This window comes from Colwellia sp. BRX8-5 (genome assembly GCF_014077325.1).
Lineage (GTDB): Bacteria > Pseudomonadota > Gammaproteobacteria > Enterobacterales > Alteromonadaceae > Colwellia_A.
This window is the reverse complement of sequence record NZ_JACGVR010000004.1, coordinates 165,643-192,581: the sequence shown is the minus strand read 5'-3', so window position 1 is coordinate 192,581 and position 26,939 is coordinate 165,643. Positions and strand designations below refer to the sequence as shown.

The 26,939-nt window shown below is 38.5% G+C and carries 14 protein-coding genes; 9 read left to right on the top strand and 5 right to left on the bottom strand.

Annotated features, from left to right (window positions below; genetic code table 11):
• Positions 1 to 17: 17 nt before the first annotated feature.
• A complete protein-coding gene (locus H4J62_RS04770) occupies positions 18 to 1,844 on the bottom strand; it encodes a glycoside hydrolase family 3 protein (protein WP_182214891.1) in 1,827 nt (608 codons plus the stop codon).
• A gap of 536 nt (positions 1,845 to 2,380) precedes the next feature.
• On the opposite strand from H4J62_RS04770, the gene H4J62_RS04765 reads away from it, so the two are divergent.
• From H4J62_RS04765 to H4J62_RS04740, 6 genes are all read left to right on the top strand, one after another.
• The gene (locus H4J62_RS04765; protein ID WP_182214893.1) at positions 2,381 to 3,889 is read left to right on the top strand and encodes an MFS transporter; all 1,509 of its coding nucleotides are present in this window, start codon (positions 2,381 to 2,383) and stop codon (positions 3,887 to 3,889) included.
• A 467-nt stretch (positions 3,890 to 4,356) separates the two neighbouring features.
• The gene (locus tag H4J62_RS20630) at positions 4,357 to 7,608 is read left to right on the top strand and encodes a di-heme oxidoredictase family protein (protein WP_182214895.1); all 3,252 of its coding nucleotides are present in this window, start codon (positions 4,357 to 4,359) and stop codon (positions 7,606 to 7,608) included.
• Positions 7,609 to 7,676: 68 nt separating this feature from the next.
• Positions 7,677 to 9,131 carry a glycoside hydrolase family 16 protein gene (locus H4J62_RS04755; protein WP_259364598.1) on the top strand — a complete coding sequence of 485 codons (1,455 nt, stop codon included), beginning with the start codon at positions 7,677 to 7,679 and terminating at the stop codon, positions 9,129 to 9,131.
• Between the two features lie 242 nt (positions 9,132 to 9,373).
• Positions 9,374 to 10,321: a class I SAM-dependent methyltransferase gene (locus tag H4J62_RS04750; protein ID WP_182214897.1), complete on the top strand. Its 948-nt coding sequence runs from the start codon at positions 9,374 to 9,376 to the stop codon at positions 10,319 to 10,321.
• A 413-nt stretch (positions 10,322 to 10,734) separates the two neighbouring features.
• Positions 10,735 to 11,313 carry a DNA-J related domain-containing protein gene (locus H4J62_RS04745; protein ID WP_182214899.1) on the top strand — a complete coding sequence of 193 codons (579 nt, stop codon included), beginning with the start codon at positions 10,735 to 10,737 and terminating at the stop codon, positions 11,311 to 11,313.
• A gap of 348 nt (positions 11,314 to 11,661) precedes the next feature.
• Positions 11,662 to 15,267, top strand: coding sequence for a response regulator (locus tag H4J62_RS04740; RefSeq protein ID WP_182214901.1), 3,606 nt, complete (start codon positions 11,662 to 11,664; stop codon positions 15,265 to 15,267).
• 215 nt (positions 15,268 to 15,482) lie between these two features.
• Here H4J62_RS04740 and H4J62_RS04735 read toward each other — a convergent pair whose 3' ends face one another.
• Both H4J62_RS04735 and H4J62_RS20325 read right to left on the bottom strand, forming a co-directional pair.
• Positions 15,483 to 16,661, bottom strand: coding sequence for a multidrug effflux MFS transporter (locus tag H4J62_RS04735; protein ID WP_182214903.1), 1,179 nt, complete (start codon positions 16,659 to 16,661; stop codon positions 15,483 to 15,485).
• Positions 16,662 to 16,903: 242 nt separating this feature from the next.
• A complete protein-coding gene (locus H4J62_RS20325; RefSeq protein ID WP_310733978.1) occupies positions 16,904 to 17,239 on the bottom strand; it encodes a LysR substrate-binding domain-containing protein in 336 nt (111 codons plus the stop codon).
• 203 nt (positions 17,240 to 17,442) lie between these two features.
• On the opposite strand from H4J62_RS20325, the gene katG reads away from it, so the two are divergent.
• A complete protein-coding gene (gene katG / locus H4J62_RS04725; RefSeq protein WP_182214905.1) occupies positions 17,443 to 19,665 on the top strand; it encodes a catalase/peroxidase HPI in 2,223 nt (740 codons plus the stop codon).
• Positions 19,666 to 19,919: 254 nt separating this feature from the next.
• Here katG and H4J62_RS04720 read toward each other — a convergent pair whose 3' ends face one another.
• Positions 19,920 to 21,836, bottom strand: coding sequence for a S9 family peptidase (locus H4J62_RS04720; RefSeq protein ID WP_182214907.1), 1,917 nt, complete (start codon positions 21,834 to 21,836; stop codon positions 19,920 to 19,922).
• Positions 21,837 to 22,177: 341 nt separating this feature from the next.
• Here H4J62_RS04720 and H4J62_RS04715 point away from each other — a divergent pair, with 341 nt between their 5' ends.
• Both H4J62_RS04715 and H4J62_RS04710 read left to right on the top strand, forming a co-directional pair.
• Positions 22,178 to 23,104 (top strand): ABC transporter ATP-binding protein, encoded by a 927-nt coding sequence (locus H4J62_RS04715; RefSeq protein WP_182214908.1) that lies wholly within the window; start codon positions 22,178 to 22,180, stop codon positions 23,102 to 23,104.
• Positions 23,101 to 23,862 carry an ABC transporter permease gene (locus H4J62_RS04710; RefSeq protein ID WP_070374125.1) on the top strand — a complete coding sequence of 254 codons (762 nt, stop codon included), beginning with the start codon at positions 23,101 to 23,103 and terminating at the stop codon, positions 23,860 to 23,862. The genes H4J62_RS04715 and H4J62_RS04710 overlap by 4 nt, the downstream gene beginning before the upstream one ends.
• 902 nt (positions 23,863 to 24,764) lie before the next feature.
• Here H4J62_RS04710 and H4J62_RS04705 read toward each other — a convergent pair.
• Positions 24,765 to 26,924: a putative Ig domain-containing protein gene (locus tag H4J62_RS04705; protein WP_182214910.1), complete on the bottom strand. Its 2,160-nt coding sequence runs from the start codon at positions 26,922 to 26,924 to the stop codon at positions 24,765 to 24,767.
• Positions 26,925 to 26,939 lie beyond the last annotated feature (15 nt).

Genomic DNA, 26,939 nt, shown 5'->3' with positions numbered 1-26,939 from the left:
CAGTGAATATCATTATTTTATTTTTTGTAACGTAAACCATAACCGATGGGGAAGAGTGGTTTGGTGTTATTTTTCTTCTTTTCTGCTGAGGTTTTTTTGGGCCAAGAAAAAGACAGCTTTCCCTGAAAGTTAAACTCGCCAAAGAGCATGTCACTAACACCTTGGCCTTCCGAGCCAGGAAGCCAAGCAGCAATGAATGCTGCTGACTTATCTAATTCGTCATTAATGATTAATGTTCTCCCTGAGATCAAAATAACAACCAGGGGTATGCCCTTATCACTAATATCTTTTATCAATAGATAGTCTTCTGGGTGTAACTGTTTTAATGCTAGTGAGTTGCCATAGGGCGCTGAAATATTTACTTGACCGTTTATTTGTGATCCTGCCTCTATTATAAGGTTTTCACAATCTCTGATATCACCATGGCCTTCTGCATAAGGGTACTCACCGATCACCACCACAGCGATATCATGATCTTTTGCCGATATTGCTGAAACATCACTATCACGCCTTAATACCGCATTGGGCGCAACCGCTGAAATACCTTGCCAGACAGAAGTGGCTCCTTCAAATTGATCGTTTCCTGATACACCTTGCCAATCAATGGTAAACCCTCCGCACTGATGACCGATATTATCAGCATTCTTACCCGTAACTAAAATTCGAGCCTGCTTTTTTAAAGGCAGTGTGTTTTTCTTGTTTTTTAACAGCACAAGTGACTTTCTGACCGCTTCTCGTGCAATATTCCTATGCGCACTAGCACCAAAACTAACATTATTTGCCCAAATCCTTTCACTGGGACGAGGCGAATTAAATAATCCGCTGGCAAACTTTACTGACAATATCCGGCGGACGGCGTCATTAATTCTTGATATAGGCACAGTTCCTAATTCAACATGGTTATGAAGATGGTGAATAAATTGCTGCCAGTTTTCGGGGAGCATAAACATATCGATGCCAGCATTAACGCCTTGAGCAACCGCGAGATAAAAATCATCACAGAGGTAATCAATACCATTCATGTCAGAAACAATGAAACCAGAAAAATTCAATTGTTGTTTTAGTACATCCGTGAGCAGATACTTATGGCCATGGCACTTGTTGCCATTCCAACTATTAAATGACGCCATAACTGTCATTGCCCCCGCTTTTAAAGCGATTATGTAGGGGCTAATATGGGTATTGTTGAGTTCTTGCCAAGAAATATTAGCATCACCTTGGTCAATACCATGCGTTGTAGCTCCATCGCCAACCCAATGTTTGACACAAGCGATAACGCCTTCACCAGCAAGCTTTCCATGAAGACCGTTGATAATTTCACTTGCGTATTGATTAATTAATTCTGGGGTTTGAGCGTAGCTTTCATAGCTGCGACCCCATTGAATATTTTGTGCAACAGCTAGGTTGGGTGCAAAGACCCAATCGACGCCACTCGCTAATACCTCTTTTCGTGTTACTTGTGCAATACGTGCTATTAAATCAGCATCGGCGGCAGCACCTAAACCGATATTGTGTGGGAAAATTGTTGCTCCCTTAAGATTATTGTGACCATGTATGGCATCAACACCATAGAGTAAGGGGATTGCTAAATGATTTTCGTCACTAACCATTGATGCTTGCCAATAGCTATCGGTTGTTTTTAGCCAACTGTTAAGATCATTATTTTCGGGTAATGAACCTGCGCCACTCAATACCGAACCTAAATGGTACTTTCTGACATCATCGGGCGTACAGCTCAGTCGTTCAGCTTGGGTCATTTGTCCAATTTTTTGTGCTAATGTCATTTTTGACATTAGCTCATCAACTTGTTCCTTTATTGACGGCTGACTAAGTAGTGGCTGCATAGTATTGAGTTATCCTGACATTATTTAATTTCTTCATTTTGCCAATTTTATTTTAATGTCATTTGAGTGAGCTAAGCAGGCACGTAAAACGCTATATCTAGATCCTTAGCGTTGCTTAGTTGCTGACAAATATTTACAGGTATTACATCTCTCAAATGAAATTAAAAATATAAATTTAAACGGTTAATTAACCTTAGCCATATTATTTATAAATTAGTTTACTTTAACAGACTATTACGAATGTAAATTGATACAACTAAAATACGGTAGGGTGGACTTATTTCGAGGTTATTGGGATTTTATCAATTTTTCAGTAAATACTTTTATTGGACTATTGAGCTAGTAGAAAAAATTATATCAATTTAAAAAGCTCATTGTGACCATTTCATCGCCCCACAATGACCGACTCATCGTTTTTATATTGTTTAAGATTTACAATTATATAGTGTCAAATGACATTTATAATTGAAACCTTTCACTAAATTTTAATTAGGCTAAAGTTTCATTCAATAATCATTTTAACGGAATAGCGCTTTATGAGTACGCAAGAACATTATCAAACCGCGACTGAAGATAAAATTTCCACACTAAGAAAAATTATCTATGGCTTCGGCGCTTTCGTAAATAACTTATTAGGTGCGGCAATTGGTACTATGACCATAGTGCTTAACTTGGGTTTAGGTATGAATCCAGCTTTAGTGGGTTTGTTAGGTGCATTACCTCGTTTGGTCGATGCCTTTACCGATCCGCTAATGGGGTATATTTCCGATCACACAAGATCAAAGTGGGGTCGACGCAGACCTTATATATTTTGGGGCGCTATTGTCGCAGGTATTACTTTTGCCTTGTTATGGCAATTACCGAGAGGCCAGAGTGAAGAATTTTACTTTTGGTTCTTTTTAATTGGTTCTATCATTTTTTATCTAGCCTATACTATTTTTGCAACACCTTGGGTCGCATTAGGCTATGAATTAACGCCTGATTATCATGAACGTACCAGCATCATGGCTGTGCAGAATTTTATGGGCCAATTTGCTTGGTTATTTGCACCTTGGTTCTTACTGTTTATGCAAAATGAATCGCTGTTTAGCGATATGATTGAAGGCGCCAGTTGGTTGGCCGTCATTATTGGGCTATTTACTATTATTGTTGGTATTTTACCGGCAATATTTCTTACTGAACGCTTTACACCCATAGCAACTTCAAAAACAATTATTGACCCGAATGCACCACCAGTAAAACCAAGAAGCTTGAGTTATGCCGTTACTGATTTCTTTAAGGGCTTTTTAATTACACTTAAATTTAAGCCTTTCCTTAGTTTATGTGGCGCAACCTTTTTAGTGTTCAACGGCTTTATGATGGTTTCAGCTTTCCAAAGTTACGTGATTATTTATTATGTCTTTGGCGGCGATCAAGCATTAGGTGCTGAATATGTCGGTTGGGCGGGTACGGTGTCATTTATTTCAACGTCTTGTGCTATTTTTATTGTTACTAAATTATCAAGCTGGTTAGGGAAGCGAAATGCTTTTTTCATAACCATTGCCATTTCTATCTTTGGTTATGCACTTAAATGGATTTGTTTTACACCGGATAATCCAATGCTAGTGATTATTCCACCAATATTTTTCTCTTTTGGTTTAGGCGGTTTGTTCACCTTAATGGGATCTATGGTTGCGGATGTCTGTGATCTTGATGAATTGGAAACCGGTGAGCGACGTGAAGGTATGTTTGGCTCAATTTATTGGTGGGTTGTTAAATTAGGCTTGGCAGCGGCGATGGCAGCTGGCGGATTTTTACTTCATGCAACAGGTTTTGATGTCGCGTTAGCTGGAGCCCAATCTGCTGATACACTGTTTTATATGCGCTTAGCTGATGTACTTGTGCCTGTACTTTGTTCGGTGGTTGCTATTTGGATGGTCGCTACTTACCCGATTACTGAGAAAATGGCTCATGATACCCGCAGTAAACTTGAGGCACGTCGAGGAAAAATGGCGGCTGAAGTGAATGACTTAGATGACAGTACTGACGGTGTTACGCCTGCCTAAGGCACTTATAAATTGTATATCTACATAGTTAACTATGTAGATATACAATGAGCTTTATTTTCGTGAGATCTTTATACTTTTATTAAATATGAGTACGAAATAAAATAAATGTAAAAGTTTTTAAGTTATTGTTTTAAATGAAAACAAAGCAAGCTTTTGTGAGGGTGATAACAAAAGTTTATCATTAATACTCGTTCATTTCCTTTATCCACTTCAACTTTTTCTACCCCCCCTTTGACCGTATTTCGATGCTGTTTGGCCAATAATTGTGCTAAAAATAGTCAAGTCTGAACATGACTATTTATAGGATGCTAGACAGTAAGATAATTCAAAAATGCAGAGTTAGCGCTTATTGATATAAGTGCAGCAGTACTGTTTATCTTTTGGGATCGTTATAAACCAAATTATTCATTAAGCTGGTTAATCATTGACTTAATTGAATATTTTAAGAGAAGAATAATAAAATAATGAGCAAATTAACATTAAATCTTAGCGCACTAACAGGAGCTTTAAGTGTTTTTTCAAAAAAAATGCTTTCATTGTTATTACTCAGTACGCTAATAAGTTGTGGAGGTGGGTCAACTCCAACAGAAAAAGAGACTATCAATGTAGATACTGATAATGATGGGGTATTCGACCAAGTCGATTCGTGTCCTAATACATTAGCCAATACCACTGTAGATACGAGTGGTTGCGACATCATTATTGTTAGTGTCGATACGGACAGTGATAATGATGGTGTTAAAGATGCAGATGATACTTGTCCTGAAACTCCAGACAATACAAGGGTAGACAGCTCTGGCTGTGCGGTCATTGAAGAGGTTGTTGATGTGCTTGTTCAAGCAGAAGATTACATCAGCTATTTTGATACCACAGCGAGCAATGAAGGCGGAGCAAGTTACCGTAATGACGCTGTAGATATCGAAGTTACCACTGATGTGGGCGGCGGTTACAATATTGGTTATACCCAAGCAACAGAATGGCTAGAATACCCGGTAACCTTAAGTGCTGGGACTTATACCATTAGCAGCCGTGTGGCTTCAGATTCAGGCGGTGGTAATTATACGCTGTCGATAAATGGCAATACAATTGGTAGTGACAATGTTGCTAGCACGGGGGGATGGCAAACCTTTGAAACCCAGGTGGTTAATTCGTTTTTAACGACGAGCGGTACTTTTACCTTACGATTAGCGATAAACGCAGGTTCATTCAATATTAATTGGCTGCAAATAACAGCGGTTATTGATGATGATTTAGATGGTATTAGTAACGACCTAGATTTGTGTCCTGATACGCTTGAAAATGCAGAAATTAATGAGGTCGGGTGCGCTGACTCAGATGGTGATGGCGTATTTAATAATCTGGATAATTGTCCAGATACACCTATCGGGACCTTTGTGGATTTTCTCGGCTGTGAAGCCGTAGAACAGTTAATTGAAGTGGCGTTTAACAACGATATTCTTGTTGGTGGTGAAGACAGCCAAAAGCCAAGTTTTAGCTTATATACCTTTGATAATGACATTGGATCTGACGGCAGTAATTGCAACGATGGTTGTGCGGTTAATTGGCCTCCGCTTCTAGTGACTGATGGTGTCGCTTCTGGTGTGCCAAATTTATCAATCATTAATCGAAATGATGGCACAACACAAGCTGCCTATCAGGGTAAACCGTTATACTTTTATAAAGGTGACACCGAAAAAGGAACTATTGAAGGTGCGGCTATAGCGGGTTGGAACCTTCAAGAATACGGACTTTTTGGTGATATCGTGCCACTTTATACCTCTAGCACGGCACAAGAACATGCTTTAATTTATGAAACTAATGATGCTGTGGTCACCAAGTTTGCTGACAGAGGACGTGATCGTCATGCTAAAGAAGATCAATTTCAGCAATACGACCATTACCTTTCTCATTATTGGACTCATAGAACAGCACGTTATAAATTCACCGATTATGTGGCTAAAGGCGGCTCATCTATTTTAATTGAATGGGTAACACAATGGCAGCTTGAGGCGTTAGAATTTAGAGCATGGTATTCAGGAATGAATACTGTTGCTGAATACCATGGTAATTATGAGCCTAACGTTGTGACGGTCGGTCACGGTAGTTACGACGACGACCTTGTGCAAACAAGTACAAATGGCGATCAATATAAATATTCAGTAACCATTAATGAGTTTCGCGGACTTAATGGCAGCATAGAAACCCTCAGTATTGGCCAACACATGGAAATTGAAGTCAGTCAGTTTTTATTAGGCGTTCCAGAGGGGCGGTCAAATTATTACGGCACAACTTATCTTTACCAAGTCGGTAAAGGTGGCATGGCTCCTTGGAAAACAGTCGGAGATTTTGATGATAAATCATCAGAGCGTGAAAACTCACATCCTATCGCTAAACAAGGTTGGTTAGGCGGTAATACCACATTACCTTATCAATATACTAATGAACCTAATGACCATTTCATGCAAATGGCGACTAATTTATCAAGTTTAAATGGGCAAGCGTTCGTTTTAGGAAGACGTATTCATCATACCTCTTTTGTTGATGGTAAGCATGATGAAGACCCAGCCAATGGTGTTTTTTCAGAAATGGTAGGTAAGTCAGGTACGCATTTTGTTAATCATAGTTGCGCAAGTTGTCATGAACGTAATGGTAGGGCAGCTCCAGCACCAATTGGCGAGGCATTAGACAAATGGGTCTTTAAAATTGCTGATGCTGATGGTGAACCCGATGCCCAGCGTGGCGATGTTTTACAGCCATCGAATACGGGAAGCGTACAAAGTGAAGGAACGGTAGCTATTGAATCATGGACTGAGGTGAATGGTTTACGTTCACCTAATTATAAGTTTTCAACGGGTACGCCAGAAAAATTCTCAGCACGCATTGCACCTCAACTCGTTGGCCTAGGATTATTAGAAGCAATTCCTGAAGAAACTATTTTAGCGATGGCTGATGTTAATGATGAATTTGCTCCCTTTGGTATTTCAGGTAAAGCGCAAAGTGCTATCGATCCCGAAACCCAAGATATTCGCCTTGGGCGTTTTGGTTGGAAAGCCGCTACATCAAGCATAAAGCATCAAGTTGCGGCAGCGTTTAATACTGATATGGGGGTGATGACCTCTGTACTACCATCACCAGATTGTGGTTCTGCTCAACAAGAAAGAAATGAATGTGGTCATGACCAATCTGAAATAAGCGACCAGCACTTGAACAATTTAGTGAAATACATCGCATTGTTGGGTGTACGAGCGCAACGTGGCCTTGATGATCCTCAGGTACAACAAGGACAAGCGTTATTCTCAAGTATTGGTTGTGTGGATTGTCATACGCAAACATTACAAACCAGTATCTATCACCCGTTTACAGAACTAAGAGATCAAACTATTCATCCTTATACCGACTTACTGTTACATGATATGGGTGAAGGTCTTGCTGACAACTTAGGAGAGGGCAACGCTACAGGGGCTGAATGGCGAACAACACCGCTATGGGGCATAGGTTTGTCGGCTTGCGTTACTGGAGGTGTAGAAAACCCAGTTGGCGGCCAAGGTAATGAAGTTTGTACGCCCGAGCATAGTTATTTGCATGACGGACGTGCGAGAACGATTGATGAAGCAATTCTCTGGCATGGTGGGGAATCAGAAGCTTCTAAAGTTAAGTATGAAGCACTTTCTGATGCTGACGAAGCTTCATTAATAGCCTTTTTAAAATCACTATAAAATCGGCAGCTTATTAAATTGATTATCGATTGATTTAATAAGTTCTTTTAAGAAAAAAGAGAATAATAATGAACCAATATTCAGTTTATCAGTGCAATGTTAATTCAATGCTAAAGAATATCAGCTTTAAAAGTCGACTGTTTTTAATGAGTTTGCTGAGTTTGTTAATAACGACACCTACTATGGCAGGTTGGGAAGTTAACTATATAGATACTTTTTCAGGGGACAGTGTTAATTGGCAAAATTGGACGGCCCAAGTCGATGCCAACTTTAATAATGAAGTTCAATGTTATACCGATGATGATAGTTCCATTGATAAGAACTTTGATGTTTCTAATGGCACCTTAAAAATAATCGCCAGAAAGCAGCAAACTAATTGTGCAGGCTTGAATAATCAATCTAGAGATTGGACCTCCGGTCGAATTAACGGTAAAGATAAACGTGAGTTTCTCTATGGCAGAATAGAGTCAAGAATTCGTTTTCATAACCTTGAAAGGGGGTCTTGGCCGGCGTTTTGGATGTTAGAGAATCGTATCGCTGAAAGCCCCCGTAAAAATGATGATGACTTTGTTAACTGGCCCAACCCAGGTGCTGGCGAGATTGATGTCTGGGAATGGTTTGCCAATAGTCCTAGCACTTATATAACTAACTTTTTTAATACCGGAGGGGGATCTTGTGGTAGTGAAGTGAGATTCACTTATCCAAATGGCGCTAATGATGTACTCGATTGGCATGATTACGCCATTGAATGGGATGAAAACAACATATCATTTTATATGGATGATACCTTAGTTACTTCGCATAATGTATCGAATTGTCCACAATATAAAGAACCGATGTTTGTTTTACTCAATGTTGCTATGGGGGGAAATCTAGGTGGGGCGATAGACCCAAGTCTGCGTAAAGTAACCATGGAAGTGGATTATTTGGCGCATTGTACTGCTACCAATCAAAATAATGCCCAGCGCTGTAATGAAAATACGCCCGCTGTTTATGCTGATGATGATAATGACGGCATAGAGAACAACCTTGATCAGTGTCCAAATACTCCATCAGGAGAAAGTGTTGATGAAAAGGGCTGTTTCGAAGAGATGGTTAATATATCTCCTGAAGTTTCTTTGTCGATAACACAGAATAATGTGGCTGTGTCATCAGTTGATATTAGCGTAGGTTTAGTCACAATATCTGCTAACGCCACCGATGAAAATGCTGACGATATCCTTTCTTATGTTTGGCTTATATCCGGTACTATTCCATCACCTATTATCGACGGTGGTCTTGTTAGTTTTGATCCCTCTTCTATGGCCGGCGGGAATTCATATCAAGTAGACTTGACCGTAACTGACAACGGTAACCCAAGACTTTCAGTAAGCAACACTATTAAATTTAGCGTTAACAACATGCCGCTTGACACTGGTGATGATAAGAGGGAAAAAAGTAGTGGTGGTTTATTCAGTTATTTACTACTGCTGATGTTGATAGTATTTAGGCAGAAGTATCTTAAACAAAATATGTTCAATTAGGAGAACTTTTAATAACAAGGTTGATTTATTAGGATATCAGTATTAACACCGGCAGTGGTTAGTTATAATATTGATTGAATAAGTTGCTGATGCAGCATTATATTATTTTATTTATTTGATGTTCTGCTTTCAAAGTAACTCGTGCTGACAAGTTTTAAGCGATAGTGTGTTCTTTGTTAACTTATTATCTAACGAATATAGACAATCCACACTAGAAATATACCTAAGGGCAGGACATAGATTTGACTATAAAGTGGCAAGATCTCATCGAAAAAGCATGGAATGATAGAAAAGTCTTAAATGAATCAGATGAATTTGATTCTTGGCGTGTTTTCCATGGTTACACCGAAGGAGCGCCGGGTGTAGTTATTGAAAAATTTGGCACTATGGCCTTGGTCGAATTTAAAGACGATATTCGTGAGGACCTTGATGTAATCAAAGATGCACTATTACAGTGTTTTCCCTTCACGCTTATTATGGCAAAAGGTGATCAAACTCTCGGGTTACGCTTGAAGAATAGAATGTTCTCGCTTCATGGCGATATTGCTGATGCGCCAGAATTTACCAAAGAATACGGGGTCTATTATAGTTTGCTTGCCGATACGATGCATAATTGTGGTTTATATCTGGATGCACGTCCCGTTCGTAAGTGGTTAGCTAATAATAGTGAAGGCCGTCGTGTATTGAATTTATTTTCATTCACGGGCAGTTTGGGTATAGCGGCTTTAAAAGGGAACGCGAAGGCCGCAATTCACCTGGACAGATCGAAAGCGTTATTACCGCGTATTGAAAAAAGCTACGAAAAAAATGCTATGGACTTTGGCACTCGCAGTTTTATAAAGGGTGATATCTATAAGCATTTACCTAAGGCAATAAAAAGTGGTCAGCAGTTCGAAGGCATTATTTTAGATCCACCGCCAACCGTTTATAAATCACCTTATGCAGAGCATCAGCCTAAAGGACAAGATTTTTCTAAATTGGTGAGTATGTGTTCAAAGCTTTTAAGTCAGGGCGGTTGGTTGATTTGTTTATTTCATCGTTATGATGCAACGTGGGATGAGTCAGATGCCGAGATTATTGAATCATCTGGCCATAGTTTGAAAATGTCAGAACGCTTTACCAGTGAGTGTGATTTTCCCGATGATAATGTTGACCGCAAGTTAAGAGTGACTGTATTCGAAAAAATTTAAGATAGATAATACTAACAAGTCATTACTCCTGATATGTGAGAGGCAATGACTTTTTTAATACTTTACTGCTGCACAATAATAAATTGCAGACCTTTGGTGAACAAGGTATACAGAAAATTTTGTGGATTCTTGCTGTCTAGTAGATAAATAGTATCCATAATATCAACAAATCAGTCTAACGCGCCTATCATTAATTTTAGTTATTATTTTTTGACATTACATGTGAGCTATTACTTATTTTCTTGAAAAGAGATGAAAATAGTTTATGTCTTCAATTGCAGGTGTGTTACTAAACTTACCCGCGAGTGATCGCGTAGCCGTTAAGGTAACTTGTCATCAGAAGACAACCGTTTAACGTTAGCTTTTAATTTATCTACTGGCTTAAAAGTATTAAATCAACAAGGAATGAACCCATGACCAATCCTTTGATTATTAACATACTGGGATATTTAAAAAAACAAAACTGTGCTTGTTCCATAATTGATTTAGTCAATCTTTGCCAACAGGATTTTTTGCTACTGATAAAAAAGGATGTTGACCCTCAAATTGCCATATTTCAAAAGAATTTTTTTGTTATGAATGCGCTTTATCAAATTCAACGAGATATTAAAAGTGAGGGTTTTTTACTGACTATTTTTCCATTAGAAATTTGTTTAGTACCAAATCATGCTGCCGCAAAAGGTACCTTGGCTATGCGCGATACTGATCTAGCCCATTACTATTTAAGCTGGTCTAACTTGAATAACATTACCCTTGCAGAAGTGGAGTCACTCTTTTCCCGTTTTTGGCAAAGATACCGTGCAGTAGATAAGGTTGCTGCTGCTCTAACGACGTTAGAGGTAGATAAAAATATTGATTGGTTTGGGATACGTCGGGCCTATCAGAAGAAAATTGCCATTACCCATCCCGATAAAGGTGGCTGCGCGGCGGATTTTATCGAAATTCGTCAAGCTTATGAGGTATTAAGTTGGCGCTATCATCGCAAAGACTAATTTTACGGTTGGTGATATTAAACGACGTGAATAAACTGATATGTGTTGAATTGCAAAAATAGTTTTTAATATCTGTAGTTGGATAGCCAAAGCGCACATTTTAGACGGAGAGGGATGTTAGTGCTGATTGATTTTAAAGCGACTTAGTGCTAAGTTTTGTTGATAGAATGCGCTTGTATAACGATAAGCTTTCTAATCATCAGTTAATGAAATGTGTTCTCAACACACGACTCTATTATGGATATATTACGGGTAATGCTATTGACTGAGAATTATTAATTTCCCGGTAAGATATTCAAGAAAATACTTAACTTATACTAACGACTATGAAGAATAAAAATTAATAATATGAAATTAAGAATTACCTTTTACCTGCTATTAACTTTTGCATTTATTCATAGTTTTCAATCAGTTTCACAAGAGCTGGGTAATGAGCCGTTAGGTGTTATTACTGTTGTTGGCACTGAAGATAACTTGCCCTTTAGTTTTAAGCTTCCCAATGGTAATCCTAGTGGGCTTTATGTTGAGTTTTGGCAGCTCTGGTCTAAAACTAACAATATTCCTATTCGCTTTGTTCTATTACCCTTTGAAGAAAGTATAGCGTTGCTCAAACAAAAGAATACCTTACATGTTGGGCTCTTTAAGAATCAGCAACGACAACAGTGGGCTGATTTTTCCTTACCTATCCATAATGTACAAACCGGTATCATTTATAATCGCTCAATTGACAAAAAATCTAAGCTAAGAGAATTAAGTGATATTAAAATAACCAGTCAATATTTTAGCTTTCAAGAGTCCTACCTTAAGGAAAATTTTGCTAGCTTTGAACAATCAACGTATAAAAACTTTGATGATGCTCTCGAGAAGTTGTTAGATAATGAGGTTCAGGCTGTTGTTGCTGAGTTACCTAATGCCTTTGCACAAATAGCGAAAAAAGGCTTAAGTGGAGTATTCACTATTTCTGAAGAGATTATTGTTTCTAATAATGTCTTTGGGGTGATAGCAAAAGGTCAACCTGAATTATTAGCTAAAATTAATGCTGGTATTGAAAACATGCCCGTTAATAACATTATTGAATTAGAAAAACAGTGGCTCCCCACCTTAAAACCATTTTTTCAAAAATCATCATCTGTTGCTAGTTTAACGGATAACGAAAAAAAATGGCTGTCAGAAAATAATTCTTTTAGTTTGGGGACTGACTCTGCATTTCCTCCTTTTGAATTTAATGATGAATTGGGTGAACATAGCGGAATATCAGCAGATTACATGTTGCATGCAAAACAACAACTACAAATAAATTTAACACCAACAGTAGGTAAGAGTTGGGGGGAAGCGCTAGAGGAATTTAAACTTGGCAATATTGATGTCATGTCTTCAATTTTTTATACAAAAGAAAGAGCTGAATATATTAATTTTACTGAACCCTACTTTGAAATTTCTCTCGTCATTGTTAGCAAGAAAAACGCTTTCTATGCTGAAAGTTTATCGTCATTACAAGGCAGGAAGTTAGGTCTAATTAAAGGCTATGTTTATAATGAATTGATTAGTCGAGATCACCCCAGTATTAAAATTGTAGATGTTTTATCGGTTGAAGACGGACTTAAAAAATTACAGTTGGGTGAAATTGATGCCTTTGTTGATTCTATTGCTGCGATTAATTATGAAATAAACAAAAATAAAATTAATGATCTGATTATTACCTCCTTTACCCCTTATACACTTGAAATATCGATGGCGGTAAGAAAAGGGCTTGAACCTCTTATTCCTATTTTAAATAAAACCTTTGCTGCGATGAATGAAAAAAAACGTTCTGCTATTGCAAATAATTGGTTATCGGTACACGTTCAATCGGGTACTGAATTATCAACCATTCTCGTCTGGGCATTACCGATAGCCTCATTGCTCATTTTGATTATTTTAGTGTTTTTTCGCATGAATAAAAAACTAAAAATAGAAATTGATGCACGAGTGATCAATGAAGAAAAACGCATTACCGCCCAACAAGATTTGGCTGCACAAAAAAAAGCGATGGACGAACATTCGTTGGTCCTTGTCATCGATATTAACGGTATTATTAGCTACGCCAATGATAAGTTTTGCGCCATTACTGGTTACAATCGTAATGAACTCATCGGTAAAAGTCATAGTATTCTCAATGCTAATAACCAATCAAAAAATTATTGGCATAAGATTTTTGCGGCGATTTCTAAGGGGAAATATTGGCATGATGAGGTGCGTATTAAAGCTAAAGAGGGACAATGCTATTGGGTAGACACTACGATTGTACCACTTTACGATAAAAATAAATTACTCAGTGGTTATACTTATATCAGTACTGATATTAGCCATCAAAAAGAGACGATTATTCGCTTAGCTGAAGCCAAAAAACAAGCTGATGTTGCTAATGAATCAAAAACCGCTTTTTTAGCTAACATGAGTCATGAAATCCGCACACCGATGAATGGCGTCATCGGCATGACTAACCTCTTACTTGATACGGCTCTAAATCCAGAACAACACAACTTTGCGAAAACAGTAAAAAATAGTGCCGAGTCATTACTGTGTATTATTAACGATATTCTTGATTATTCAAAAGTTGAAGCGGGAATGTTAGCGCTTGAACCACTTGAATTTGATTTAGAAGTATTGCTCCATGACCTTGCTACCAGTCTCGCTTTTCAAGCGCATAACAAGGGTTTAGAGCTAATTTGTCCGGCTAATATTTTACCCGCTCAGTCATTTATTGCAGACTCTGGGCGTATTCGTCAAATACTCAATAATCTTATCGGTAATGCGATAAAGTTTACAGAGCAAGGCGAGGTTTCAGTACATTGCAAATTACAAGAGCAGACTAATCAGCACACTAAATTACTCTTTGAGATATCTGATACTGGCATTGGTCTAACGTTAGCGGATCAAAACAAGCTATTTGAACGTTTTAGCCAGGCCGATGGTTCAACGACCCGTAAATATGGTGGCACCGGATTGGGGCTATCTATAAGTAAACAATTAGTTGAATTGATGGGCGGCGAGATCGGACTGAAAAGTGTTGACGGAGAAGGCTCTACATTTTGGTTTAGTATAAATATTGCTAATGCTGATAACATGCGACCCAAGAAAATTTATGACAATTTACAGAATCAAAAGATACTGGTGGTTGATGATAATTTAACTAACCGGACTTTGTTAGGTTTATTACTGACCAAGTGGCAAGTCGAGCATACCCTAGTAGATAGTGGAGATAAGGCATTAGAAAAACTGACCCAAGCTAGAATACAAGGAACTCCTTACCATATTGCTATTTTGGATATGCAAATGCCTGAAATGGATGGGCTTCAACTAGCAACTAAGATTAAAGCCGATAGCGATATTTTTTCAACGACTCGTTTATTAATGTTGACCTCACAAGGGCAACGTGGCGATGTCGAAAGATTAAAAGCGGCTGGCTTTAACGGATATCTAAACAAACCTGTTGATCAGTCGATTCTCTACAATACCTTAATGACCATTGCTGGCGTTAATTCCCAACAGCAACCTTTGATCACGGCGTTTAGCGCTCGTGCACTTCCGCAGTTCAAAGCAAGGGTTCTTGTTGTAGAAGACAATGCTATCAATCAAAGAGTTGCACAAGGTTTGTTGAGAAAATTTGGTGTGCAAGTCGACATAGCGGCTAACGGTGAAGAAGCACTAAATTCGTTACAAAACTTACCTTTTGATTTAGTCTTTATGGATTGTCAAATGCCGGTAATGGATGGCTATGAAGCGACTAAAAAAATTCGTCTTCCTCAATCTAAGGTACTTAATAGCAATATTCCGATAATCGCCATGACTGCCAATTCAATGCAAGGTGACCGAGAGAAATGCTTAGCCGTAGGAATGGACGACTTTATTGCTAAACCTGTGAACCCTAACAAGCTACAAGAGGCATTGAAACGCTGGCTACCCGAATATTAAGCGTTCGTTATGCAAGTAGTTAAAAATAACAAGAAAGGTTAGTTTATATTTATCAAAGTCAAAATTAATCTACTCTGTGAAATATTGATATTGACCAAAAATACAATACTTGTCAGCGATTACACTTTCTTGTGCCAGAGTCTCAAGTCAGGTATATCTTCATTATCTAAATTTAGTGGTAATCGTGGTAATAAATCAAAAATCACCACCAATTGCTAACCATCTAACATGATACGGGCTTTTACTTTAGGCAACTTCCAGATGAAATACACTGGAATTATTGACAACATTAATAACACCAATTGCTCAGCTTCATTGAGTGGCAATAGTTGTAATAAATATACAATAACTGCTGAACCACTCATTTGTACAAATCCTAACAGCGCTGAAGCTGAACCTGCCTTTTCACCAAAAGGTGCTAGAGCTTGTCCTGCACAAGCTCCCATCAGTAATGAAAAACCAAGTGAACTGATCATTATTGGTAACATAAAAGCGACAGGTGTTTGCCAAGTTAATAAAGCTAACATTAACAATCCGGCTACAATCAGTAAAACCATACCAAAACCTATGGTCACCCGGGCACCAAATTTAACTAAAACCTGAGGAGCCAAAAAACAAGCGACAATATTAATGACAGCATTGAGACTAAACCAATAAACAAAACTTTGCTGATCTAACCCCAATCTCACCATTAACCAAGCAGGTGAACTCGTTACATAGGCAATAATAATTGCCATTGATAACATTACTACTAAAGCATTAAAAAGAAAGACAGGGTGTTTCGCCACCGTAATAAAATGCCCCAAGCTGATAAGATTTTTAGAGGGTATGGTATATGTGGGCCTGGTTTCTTTGAGGGTAAAAAACAAAATCAAACCGGCAAAAACAGCATATCCTGTCATAAATTGAAAGTTACTTCGCCAGCCAAAATACTCGGTTAAAACATTACCCAGTAATGGTGCAAGCGCAGGAATACAGCATATAGCACTGTTTAAATAAGAGTACATCACGCCACTTTCTATTGCGTTGTATTTATCACGGACACTGGCAAAGGCGGCTACAACAATGGCGCAAGCACCAAAGCCTTGTACTAAACGACTAAGGAGAAAAAACGTTAAGTTATCTGCATAAGCACAAAGAAGAGAAGCCAAGCCATAAATAATTATACCAGCTATCGCAACGGGGCGACGACCATATCTATCAGCGAGTGGGCCACTTATCAGTTGACCAAAGCCCATACTTAGAATGAATATCGTTATGCTCCATTGAATTTCCTTCATGGGAACAAGAAGTTCTTCAGCCATAATGGGTAAAGCGGGTAAAAATATATCTATGGCTAAGGGGCTAAAAATAACCATTAAAATCAGCAGTGGTAAAAGTTGTCTATTTGTCATTTCAGTCTCAATAATGATGACTGCCTAGTATAAGATATTGGCGTTATTAGCAGAAGCGAATTATCGTTAATTTAATGAAACTAAACAGCATTTCGCTTTAGCTATACTTGTTAGTTAATTGTTTGGTGAAAATATCTTTAAGTAGAGTTAATTCATTAGTTCGGACATAGTTTAGTCTAATGATTAAGACAATGGTGTGGTCCGGGTTCATTTACATGAACCGCCCGAAGCTCTGACTCGTTCTAGGTCAATGGCTCTAAGGCTATCTGTGGCAAAAGCGTTTTACCAAATTTTCCTGCCACCATTTGTATCAAAGTATGAGGACTCGCCGAGTCAACATCAGTGTCTTGCTTTTTGTGTGAAGGCTGCAAGCGGCAAGCTGCTATGGCATGATCTTTTAAGTAATGACCTTCTTTTAACAACATCAGTTTATCAATTTCTAACGCTTCACTGATAATTCCCTGAACTTTTTTTGGACACTCATCTTTATGACAGACCCAATAAAAGCCTTCTTGCCAAAAATTGAAACTGATCAATCCCTCAATAGAGTAGGGTAATGCAAGAATATCGGCATCAATTTCACTGGCAGGTACCTTTTCAACAAGTCTATGTGATAGGTCTTCAATAATTTTTAATTGAAAATATTAAACCAGTCATTATGTAAAATAGAACGTTATCTTCAATTTAATCAACTATTCAATTCTCCTTATTGTTCTTATGCTAAGGATGACATTTTATAAACCCATTATTATAAACCCATTATTATAAAAAAGGACTGGACATGTTTAATAAAACCCTTCCGATTGCTGCGGCAATCTCTGTTGCGTTATCTGCAATGGTAATACCTACAACTGCATTCGCGGCCAATGAAGCAAAAACCAATCAGTTTTGGTGGCCAGATATGTTAAATCTTAGCCCCTTACGCCAGCATAGCGCTGAATCTAATCCATACGGCGAACAATTCAATTATGCTGAAGAATTTGCCAGTCTTGATTTAACCCAACTTAAAAAAGATATTCAAACCACACTGACTGACTCAAAATCTTGGTGGCCTGCAGATTGGGGGCATTACGGCCCATTAATGATCCGCATGGCTTGGCACAGTGCTGGTGTGTATAGAGTACATGACGGGCGCGGCGGTTCGTCGGGTGGGCAACAACGTTTTGAACCCCTTAATAGTTGGCCTGATAATGCTAACTTAGATAAAGCGCGTCGATTATTATGGCCGGTTAAACAAAAATATGGTCGTAAAATTTCTTGGGCTGATTTGATGGTGCTTTCGGGCAATGTAGCGCTAGAATCGATGGGTTTTAAAACCTTTGGTTTTGCTGGTGGCAGAACGGATGATTGGGAACCTGATTTAGTTTATTGGGGATCTGAAACGACCATGCTTACTGATAAACGTCGCGATAAAAAGGGTAAATTGAAAGGTCCTCTTGCTGCAGTAGAAATGGGCTTGATTTATGTTAATCCAGAAGGGCCCCATGGTAAACCTGATCCTCTCTTAGCTGCTCAAGACATCAGAATGTCATTTGGTCGTATGGCGATGAATGATGAAGAAATTGTTGCTTTAAGCGCTGGTGGTCATACTTTTGGTAAGGCACATGGAGCGAAAAAACCCAGTGATTGTGTTGGTGCAGAGCCCGCAGCCGCTGATATTGAAGCACAGGGTTTAGGCTGGAAAAATAAATGTGACAGCGGTGTTGGCGCAGATACGATAACCAGTGGCTTAGAAGGTGCTTGGACAACGACACCAACACAATGGTCAACGAATTACTTAGACAACCTAATGAACTTCAATTGGGTTCTAACGAAAAGCCCTGCTGGAGCTAAACAGTGGACACCTGAAAACAAAGCTGCGGTTAACTTAGTACCGGATGCCCATATCCCTAATAAACGTAATGCACCCATTATGTTTACTACAGATCTTGCTCTAAAAGAAGACCCTGAGTTTCGTAAAATTGTTGAACGTTTTAGAGCAGAGCCTGAAGCATTTGAAAAAGCTTTTGCTCGAGCTTGGTTTAAATTAACACATCGTGATATGGGACCTCGTGCAAGATACGTGGGCAGTGAAGTGCCGAGTGAAGTGCTAACATGGCAAGACCCTATTCCTGCGGTCAACTATCAACTGATTACCAAGCAAGATATTGTTGAGCTGAAAAAGCAAATTACACAGTCAGATTTAACCACTGCTGAGTTAGTGAGAACGGCTTGGGCTTCAGCGTCGAGTCATCGTGTCACCGATATGCGCGGCGGTGCTAATGGTGCTCGCATTAAACTAGAGCCACAAAATAGTTGGACGGTTAATAATCCAGCCGAACTTAATAAAGTATTAACAACACTTGAAGTTATTCAAGCTAAATACAATAAGCAATCAGCTAAAAGGCAAGTATCACTAGCAGACTTAATCGTATTAGGTGGCGCAGCAGCTATTGAAAGTGCAGCCAAAAAAGCAGACACAACAGTAGCTGTCCCCTTTATGCCTGGCCGTGCTGATGCAACACAAGCACAAACTGATGTTAAATCATTTAATTATTTAGCACCAAAAGCGGATGGCTTTCGTAATTTTTATACGGATGAAAGTTACCTATCGCCAACAGAGATGTTAGTGGATAAAGCCAATTCTCTTGGTTTAAATGTCCCTGAAATGACGGTGTTGGTTGGCGGTATGCGAGCACTTGATGCAAACTATGATGGTTCATCTTTTGGGGTGTTCACAAATACTCCTGGTGTCTTAACGAATGATTTCTTTGTAAATTTATTAGATATGTCTACCGTGTGGACTAAAGATGAATCTACAGCTGGAATTTATATCGGTGCTGACCGCGCTTCAGGCAAGGTAAAGTGGCAAGCGACACCGGTTGATCTTATCTTTGGCTCGAGCTCTGAATTAAGAGCCATTGCCGAAGTGTATGCCTCAGATGATGCTGACAAAAAGTTTATTAATGACTTTATTAAAGCCTGGGTTAAAGTGATGCAATTAGACCGCTTTGATTTAAAGTAAGCTTGTTTATTTTTAAACTATATCGCTAATACGGCTAAGGCTGTATTAGCTTTTTTTAGCAATAACATCTCATTCAAAACCTGGATTAAAGTGATGCAACTAGGCCGGTTTGATTTAAAGTAAACTTGTTTATTTTTAAACTATATCGCTAATACGGCTAAGGCTGTATTAGCTTTTTTTAGCAATAACATCTTATAAAAAAGGTAAAGTCTACAACAGACTTTACCTTTACATACGAGTTTTAGGTTAACAGACTATAAGTAGGTTTTTAAAAAGCTTAAGTACTTATTAGATGCTTCAATGCGATTAGCTTTTTTACTAAAGCCGTGACCTTCATCGTCAAAGACCAAATAGTCAACGAAAGTCCCACCGCTTCGAATAGACTCAACCATTTCATCACTTTCAATTTTTAATACTCTAGGGTCATTTTTACCTTGTACAACAAGTACCGGACTTTTGACTTTATCACCGAAGAATACTGGAGAAATACTGCGTAAACGTTCTCTATCTGTACTGGGATCTCCTAACTCATCATAAAGAGACTGTCTAAATGCCTCCCAGTAGGGTGGAATACTTTCTAGCGTTCTGACCCAATTAGTGACACCAAAGATATTGACACCGACAGTAAATTCATCGGTAAATGCCATTGCGGCCATGGTTAAATAGCCACCGTAACTTCCGCCAATAACCCCTATTCTATCTTTGTCGACCCAATCTAAAGTCTGTAAATAATATTTATTATAGACAACATCTTTTAAATCATGGTCACCGTGCTTCTTATCATCTAAATGAAAGAAGGTTTTACCATAGCCACTTGAACCACGGTTATTTATTCTAAAAATAGCGTAGCCGTTATTGACCAAATGCTGAATGGTAGCGGAATAACCCTTACGACTTTGACCTCCTGGGCCTCCATGTATCCATACTAAAGCGGGGACTTTTTGTGTAGCGGCTTGTTTGGGTTTATATAAAATCCCAGGAATTTCTAAACCATCAAAACTTTTAAAGCGGACAATTTCGCCAACAACTAAGTTCTCTTCAATAATATTAGGATTACCTGTGTTAGTTAAGCGCTTAATACGCTTTGATCCTAATTGATGAACATAGAGGTTAGAAGGCGACGTATCTGAATTGATATAAAAAATAACTAAACTGGCATCAGCTGAAAAGTTTACGCCACGTAAATCGCCACTGGGCAATTTAGGAAGTGTTAACGGTTGTTTTATTTTCAGGTCGATAATTTCTATTTTAGTTTGCGCATCGGCATTAACACCAGTGACTTTATAACGGCCATCTTTAGAGAAGTAAGTGAAACTAACGTCCCAATCTGCAGCGTAGTTTAGTGCTTGTGTTTTTGCTTTTATATCATAAGCCCAAGCCTGTTTATATTCGCCAAATTCGTCTGTTGAATATATCAGCCGCTTACTATCACGAGTAAAAGTGTAGGCACTGTGTTCAACATCACCTTGATGCTCAGTTATAAGTGCAGTTAACTCGTCTGCTTTATTTAAGTCGGCTAAATATAAGTTGGAGTCTGCATTGCTATTCGTTTTACTCAAAGCAATATACTGACCATTTGGGCTGATAGTTTCGACTGAATAGCCGGCAGCATTTTGATAAATAAGCTCCCTTGAATAATCATCATTTTGATAACGGTATACATCAAAAAACTTAGGGTCCCTTTCATTAGAGGCAACAAAAAACTGTTTATTATCTTCATGCCAACCAACAAAATAAGCTTTTAAGTCTTTACCTGGGGTAAGGTCTTTTATGCTGCCTGATAATTCTCTTACATATAAATGATCTAATTCGTCACCGCCCTTGTCTGCGGTATAAAGAATTCTGTCGTCTTTAGGGAACCAACTTACTGCAAAAACAGAGTCAACTGTTGACTGAGTTAACTGTATTGGGGCTGAGCCATCAAGTGGCATTTTGTAGGCATTAAAAATACCTGTTTTATCATTACTGATCAAAACCGCACTGGCATCAGCATTAATTGATGAGCCAGAGACTGAGGTTGTTTTAAAGAACTCTTCTGCGCTATAGGTCTCAAAGACAGGTTTTTTTTCTTCGATAACGGCTTGTTTAGCTACTTCTTCGACGGGTTTAGAACAGGCAAAGAGTAATAGTCCTGTGCAAATTATTGTAATCAATAGCGGAAACTTTATCATGGGTGAAATCCTTTTGTTGCGATGATCAAGAAACTAAGTCAGTTGCTTGTTTTTTGTTCTATACCAGTATAGTGCATAAAATAAAGATTACAGATACGTTAATCAATGATGACAAAGTAGTAAAAATATAAACGTTAACAAGCGACATTTATTCATATAAATTTCACTTTATTTAACCCGTTTTAGCGTAACACCTAACCAAGCGTTCGATATTAGCTATGCCAAACAAGACCTGAATACAGCTAATACAAAAACGGGGCAACTAATTTATTGATTTTCCTAGCCATCAATAGGGTATGTCGTATACCTTAGTAGTATTCAAATACTGATGAGAAATAACCTTGCAACCCATTATTAAAATCACAGATGTTAACAAAGTATATGCGGGTGGTTTTCAAGCACTTAATAATATTAACTTATCAATAAAACCTGCTGAAATCTTTGCCTTGCTAGGACCAAACGGCGCAGGTAAAACTACACTGATCAGTGCTATTTGCGGCATAGTTGATGCCACGTCTGGGCAAATCACCGTTGATGGCAAAGATATCGTCACCGGTTACCGACATACCCGAAGTCTTATTGGCTTAGTACCACAAGAGTTAACCACTGACGCCTTTGAAACAGTATGGACAACAGTTTCATTTAGTCGAGGTTTATTCGGCAAAAAACCGAATCCAGCTTTTATAGAAAAAACGCTAAAATCATTATCACTTTGGGATAAAAAAGATAACAAGATGATTGAGTTATCCGGTGGTATGAAACGACGAGTGATGATAGCTAAAGCGCTCTCTCATGAACCTGCTATTTTGTTTTTAGATGAACCAACCGCAGGTGTCGATGTAGAGCTGCGCAAAGATATGTGGCAACTGGTTAGAGAATTACGCAACGACGGTGTCACCATTATTTTAACGACACACTATATTGAAGAGGCTGAGGAAATAGCAGACCGTATTGGTGTGATCAAAAACGGCCAGCTCATTTTAGTTGAAGATAAAATAGCGTTAATGAATCAATTGGGTAAAAAGCAATTGATCCTCGATTTAAAAGAACCGTTAATTGAAATGCCTGCGCAATTGACTGATTTTAATTTACAGCTACAAAATGAAGGGATGCAATTAATTTATAGTTACGACACCACCAATGAACACACAGGAATATCTGCTTTACTTCAGCAATTGTCATTAGCGGGTATTGCTTTTAAAGATATCAAAACAGATCAAAGTTCGTTAGAAGATATATTTGTTTCATTAGTAAGGGAAAAAACATGAATCGTTATGCTGTTGCGGCTATTTACAAGTTTGAAATGGCCAGGACTAAACGTACTATTTTTCAAAGTATTATTTCTCCAGTGATTTCGACGTCACTTTATTTTGTTGTTTTTGGTTCTGCCATTGGCTCTCGAATTACTGAAATAGATGGCGTGAGCTACGGTGCTTTTATTGTTCCTGGGTTAATTATGCTCTCGTTATTAACACAAAGTATTTCCAACGCCTCATTTGGTATTTATTTTCCTAAATTTACCGGCACTATTTATGAACTACTTTCTGCTCCGGTATCTTCCTTTGAGGTGCTGCTCGGTTATGTCGGTGCGGCAGCGACAAAATCTATTTTGCTAGCATTGATTATTCTCGCAACAGCACATTTCTTTGTGCCTCTGGAAATAGCCCATCCATTTTGGATGTTGTTCTTTTTAGTGATGACCGCTATAACCTTTAGTTTGTTTGGTTTTATTATTGGCATCTGGGCAGATAATTTTGAGAAACTACAAGTGATCCCACTTATTGTTATTACGCCTTTGGTTTTCTTAGGGGGCACTTTTTATTCTGTCAGTATGCTGCCGCCGTTTTGGCAAACAGTAACGCAATTTAACCCAGTTTTTTATTTGATTAGTGGCTTTCGATGGAGTTTTTATGAAGTGGCTGACGTAAGTTTACTAACAAGCTTTTTTGTGATGAGTGGCTTTTTAGCTTTTTGCTTATTAGCGGTTACTTGGATATTTAAAAGTGGTTATCAGATAAAACAATAATAGAGATAGGCTGTTTAAACTGTTTAATTAAAAGTTACTAAAGGTTTTGTCCATTATGTACGACCTTTAGTGCTTTGTTTAGGCGATAAAATATAGGGTTACTTTGCCAATTAACAATACGGTTAAGCCAAATCCTATATTCAACACGAGTTCACTCTTGAGTAACATTTTTAGTGTTTTCATAAAATCTCTCCACTTATTCGAATAACTTTATTCTCTCCTCAACATTAATTATTATTAATAGATAGTGTCGAGAAGTTATTATTAAGTAGTACGAGATGTGTTGGATGATGGTTTACTTTCAATTAAAACTAAATAAATTAATGATGAGATAATGCGAACTGATTAAGTCAGTCTTTCATTAAATGCCTAACGCTGACTACTTGCTGATAAATGCTATAGTTTCACTTAATATTCATTGGGCGATAAAAACGAGTCAATAATATTTAAGCTGTTATCTGTTAATAAAGTAATGAATTTTATATCTTAGCTGACGGTAAAAATATTGGGTTTACTGTTTATTTTGGGAAGAGTCATCATCGCTGAAAGATTTTTACATCGCTAGATTCTATTTTTTTTGCGGAGATTAAAAGGAGTTATTTAAAAGTTACTAAAGGCTTTGTCCATTATGTACGACCTTTAGTGCTTTTCTTAGGCGATAAAATATAGGGTTATTTTGCCAATTAACAATACGGTTAAGCCAAATCCTATATTCAACACGAGTTCACTCTTGAGTAACATTTTTGATATTTTCATAAAACCTCTCCGCTTATTCAAATAAGTCTATTAAAACGAGATAAAAGGGCTTAGCAATGTAAACCAGAACCCTTTTTATTTTACTAACAATTAATGTAAAACTTAGCTAATTAAAACACAAGCTAAGTTTTATTTTTTTATCAACACTATTCATTATGACCGAAAGTAATATTATCAAAATAGCTTACGGTATCGGCAGCTCTGCCGTCAGTAAATTCAGGGAAAACTATTACCGAGTCAATATTAATGGTTTCAGCCATACCAATACGGCTAGAAAAGTCAAAAGTAAGCTCTTCCCATTCATTGATTTTAGTATTAGGTACCTTGATTTCTGCTTGTGCCGCAGCGCCTACAGAGAACTTTAATGCCACATCACTGATAACAGACTTATAAACCATTATTTTAACAATGCTATTGGTTGCGTCCATCGTAAATGGTGTGGTATTGGCCGCCGTTGTTTCAGTACCAGCCCATGGCTGACCTGCCATTCTAGCGGTAAACATAGCAACTGTTGTTGAGTCATTCACTGTTGATGAAGCCGGGTTAGCAACAAATTCGAGTGCAGGGTTATCATCATTTTCAAATACCGCCCAAACAAAATCACTGCCTAAACCTGTGGCTTCAAAGTCATATGGAGTTCCAACGGCAACAAAGTTACCTGCAGAGACTTCTTCAGCAGCAGGGGTGGTAAAATCATCAAAGTAGAAAGTCCAGTTAGCGGCATCGCTCGCGGCATCGCCCATCACGCCATTATCAAAAATTAGGGTAAGTCTGGTTTCACTTGTACTGGTCGCGCCAGTAAAATCAAAGTTCAACTCTTCCCATCCTGAACCAGTATGGTTTGCTGTTCTTTCTGCATCCATATCGTCAAATTTAACTAAAACGGGTACAGCACGCGAAGCCCAAACTTTCATGGTAATCATGCTATTAGCTGGAATTGCCGCTGGTGTAGCCAATGTCATTGTTGAACCACCCCAAGTTTGGCCCGCAGATTTTGTCATTTGACCCACTTGAGCGCTGGTATTAATACCCGTTGCATCTGGGTTGGCTAGCACAACGGCTGCACCTCCATCAAAATCATTAAAGGTGTAGCTTTGTGGATCAGCTTCAAAATCAGTGGTACTTGTAGAGCCACCAACTACGACTTCTTCTTCAGCGGTTGCAGGTGTTGTTATTTCGTCATAATAAAAGGTCCAATCTGCCGCGTTTCCTTCTGCGTCGCCCATAGTGCCTAAATCAAATATTACCGTAACGCTGTCTAAGGCGCCGGTTACATCATCTGCAAAATCGTAACTAAGATTTTCCCAGCCAGTGCCTGCATGATCCATTGATATTTCTTTATTAATGCCTTCAAGTTTAAATAACACAGGTACTGCACGCGCCGACCAAACTTTCATTGTGAAGGTGTTATCTTCCGCAGCCAAGGTTAATGCTGTAGGCAAGGTTAGTGTACTGCCTCCCCAAGGTTGTCCAGCCAATTTTTGCATTTCTACGACTTGGTTGCTGGTATTTATGCCCATTGCTTGTGGATTAGCCATCACAGTTGACATGCCGCCATCAAAATTATTGAAAGCATAGGTCTCTGCAGCACCTTCAAAAGCAATCATATTACGGGTGTTTTCAACTGCAGCGTCAGCAACGGTAATGGTAAATGTTTGCATTGTATCTACAGTGCCATCATTCACTGTTAAGGTGATTTCTGTAGCAGCAACATCACCCGATGCCGGTGTGCCTGACAATATGCCTGTACTGTCATCAAACGTTAACCAAGAAAGCGCGCCTGGGACAGTTGTTGACATTGTCAATGTATCGCTGTCAGCATCGGTTGCCATAAGTGTGTAGGAGTATGACTCACCAACAGTAGCACTTGTAACGCCAGTACTTGTAATAACAGCAGCATTGTTAGCTTGTGCTTGAACAGTGACTGAAACAGTAAAGGATTGAGTGATTTCATCAGTTCCATCACTTACGGTTAAAGTAATTGCCGTATCTCCGGCATCACTATCCGCTGGCGTACCCGTTAAGCTTCCGGTTGCACTATCAAACGTTAACCAAGCGGGTAAATTTGTGGCTGACATTGTTAAAGTGTCACCATCGGCATCGGCAGCGACTAGTGAGTAGCTATAAGTGGAACCTGATTCAATTGTTGTGACCGCTGTGCTGCTAATAGTTGGTGCGGAGTTAACTTCTATAACGTCAGCAACTTTATCATCGCTTGAACTTCCCCCACATGCAGATAAAGCTAAACCTAGGCTTAGGACGATTATGTTTTTGTTGAAGCTTTTTTTATTTTTTATATTAGTCATTTAGATCCCCTATAA